Raw genomic sequence first — 2794 nt, 5'->3', positions numbered from 1 at the left:
ATTACATTTTTTATGCATCCTATAAGTGAAATGAAATTAAATTGTTTAGCAGCATGTATTGATGAACAAAATCCAAAATTATATGAAGATATAACTGCTGGAGATTTTTTACACGAACGTTTAGTGGAGTTAGGTTTAATTAAGAAATAGAAAAAATCAGTTTTAATTAGCGTTTCGCTATTGCGAATCAGTTTAATCAGCGTGCAAAAAAATGAATTTACAGGACCAATTAAAAAACCTATTCCCAGACCATATTCCTTCAAATGAACCCGAAGAAAAAGAGGAAAGTGCACATGAATTATACGTTCAGAAAGAACCAATGATTTGTAAATATGAAAAACGAAAAGGAAAAGCCACAACTATCATTGAAGGCTACGAAGGAACCGACGAAGATTTTAAAATACTTGCTAAAGAAATTAAAACAAAATTAAGTGTTGGCGGAAGTTTTAAAGACGGTGCGATTATCCTTCAAGGCGATTACCGAGACAAAATAATAAAAATGCTTCAAGATAAAGGATTCAAAACCAAACGTGTCGGAGGATAAGACGGTATTCAGTGAACCGTTAATAGTGTTCTGCTAAAAAAAAACATTAATGATAAAATCATCAGAATTAATATTAAATCCGGACGGAAGTGTATATCACCTAAATCTGAAGCCTGAACATATTGCACATGACATTATTTTTGTTGGCGATCCGGATCGTGTTTCAAAAATTACACAACACTTTGAAAGTATTGAATTTTCCACACAAAAAAGAGAATTCAAAACCGAAACGGGAACCTACAAAGGAAAACGTTTAACTGTTCAATCTACCGGAATTGGTTCTGATAATATTGATATTGTTATGAACGAATTAGATGCTTTGGTAAACGTCAATTTAAATACTCGAGAAATAAAAAACACCCATACTTCTTTAAATATTGTTCGTATTGGAACTTCCGGCTCTTTACAAGCAGATATTCCGGTCGATAGTTGGGTAATGAGCAAATATGCAATTGGTTTAGACAACATGCTTCGCTCCTATCTTATCGAAGAATTTTCTGATTCAGAATTAGAAGATGCTTTTATTACTCAAACCAATTGGGATATTAGAAAAGGTAGACCAACAGTGGTTTCTTGTAATGAATTTTTAGAAAATAAAATCTATTCAGAAAAATTTTACAAAGGATTTACTGGCACTGCGGGTGGATTTTACGGACCCCAAGGTCGGGTTGTTCGCTTAAATATTCAGAATCCTGAATTAAATAATAAAATGGATGCTTTTAACTATAACGGAATACGCATGACGAATTTAGAAATGGAAACATCTGCGATTTATGGTTTAGGCAAATTATTAGGTCATAATTGTTTATCACTTAACGCCATTATTGCAAACAGAGCGGATGGCGAATTTAGTTCGAACCCAGAAAAAACCGTTAATGAGTTAATTGCTTATACATTGGATAAATTGGTATAATAAAACAGATTTAAGAAATTTAAAAAATACGAATTCGCACAAAACCCTTAAACCCTTTACCCAAAACTTTATCCCTAAAAAATGAAAGAAGTAAAAATAGTTGGTGTTCCTGAACACTTTAATTTACCTTGGCACATGTGTATTGAAAATGGCGAATTCAATGAAGCTGGAATCGATTTACTGTGGACTGATATTCCTGAAGGAACAGGAAGAATGTGTCAAATGCTTCGTGATAATGAAACTGATATTGCCGTTATTTTAACAGAAGGAATTATTAAAGATCTTACAGAAAATCAACACAGCAGTATTGTACAAATTTTCGTAAAATCACCATTAATTTGGGGAATTCACGTTGATGGAAAATCAGAATATAATTCGGTTAGCGATTTAGAAAACAAAGTGTCCGCCATAAGCAGAAAGGGTTCAGGTTCTCATCTAATGAGCATTGTAAATGCTGAAATAAATAACTGGAATACTAACAATTTATCTTTTGAAATCGTAAATAATTTAGATGGAGCTATTGCTAATCTTTCTGAAGGAAAGTCAGATTATTTTATGTGGGAAAAATATACCACAAAACCTTTGGTGGACAATGGAACTTTTAAACGTGTGGGCGAATGTCCTTCGCCTTGGCCTTGTTTTGTAATAGCTGTTAGAAATGAATTTTTAATAGAAAATAAATCCGTTATTGCTTTAATTTTAGAGATTATCAACACAACAACAGAAGAGTTTAAACATATTCCAAGTATTGACAGAACGCTTGCTACAAGATACCATCAAAAATTAGAAGATATCCAACAATGGTTGCAACAAACCCAATGGAGTCAGAAAAATTTAGATGAAAAAACCTACGAAATCGTCCAAAACAAGATTTTAGATTTAAATATTATTTCAGAAAAAATAAATTTTAATGAGATTGTAAAAATACTTAAAAGCAAATCAAATTAAGTTTTGCTTATTTTTTTTAGGTGAAGAGGTTTTTAGTATTTCAGATATAAATCAACCTGAGCTTACCAATCAATCGGGGTTTTTCCAATAGATTTTAAATAAGTATTAGTTTGGCTAAAATGCTTATTTACAAACCAAAATCCCCTGTTGGCACTTAACGGTGACGGATGACCACATTCCAAAACCAAATGCTTTTCTCTATTTATTTTAATTCCTTTTTTTTGTGCAAAACTTCCCCAAAGTAAAAAAACAATATTTTCATAATTATCAGATAAATAGTTAATTAAGTTATCCGTAAAAACATTCCATTTTAAGTGTTTGTGACTATTTGCTTCGTCTTTTCTTACAGTCAAACTAGCGTTTAAAAGCAAAATACCTTGTTGTGCCCA

General features: G+C 31.7%; 4 protein-coding genes and 1 pseudogene. 4 read left to right on the top strand and 1 reads right to left on the bottom strand.

Annotated features, from left to right (window positions below; all coding sequences use genetic code 11):
- The 4 genes and pseudogenes from ACIQ2I_RS08905 to ACIQ2I_RS08890 all read left to right on the top strand — a co-directional run.
- A pseudogene (locus tag ACIQ2I_RS08905) lies at positions 1-150 on the top strand (isopenicillin N synthase family oxygenase); the annotation flags it as partial.
- A gap of 61 nt (positions 151-211) precedes the next feature.
- Positions 212-544, top strand: coding sequence for a translation initiation factor (locus tag ACIQ2I_RS08900; protein ID WP_396182056.1), 333 nt, complete (start codon positions 212-214; stop codon positions 542-544).
- A 49-nt stretch (positions 545-593) separates the two neighbouring features.
- The gene (locus tag ACIQ2I_RS08895; protein WP_396182055.1) at positions 594-1457 is read left to right on the top strand and encodes a nucleoside phosphorylase; all 864 of its coding nucleotides are present in this window, start codon (positions 594-596) and stop codon (positions 1455-1457) included.
- Between the two features lie 81 nt (positions 1458-1538).
- Entirely contained in the window at positions 1539-2405 is an 867-nt protein-coding gene (locus ACIQ2I_RS08890) for a substrate-binding domain-containing protein (protein WP_396182054.1), read from the top strand.
- Positions 2406-2467: 62 nt separating this feature from the next.
- Here the strand turns inward: ACIQ2I_RS08890 and ACIQ2I_RS08885 are convergent.
- Positions 2468-2794: uracil-DNA glycosylase family protein (locus tag ACIQ2I_RS08885; RefSeq protein WP_396182053.1), on the bottom strand; the 327-nt coding region annotated here is incomplete at its 5' end.

The sequence above is a fragment of the Flavobacterium sp. genome, assembly GCF_044368995.1.
GTDB lineage: Bacteria > Bacteroidota > Bacteroidia > Flavobacteriales > Flavobacteriaceae > Flavobacterium.
This window is presented reverse-complemented; position numbering and strand designations above follow the sequence as displayed.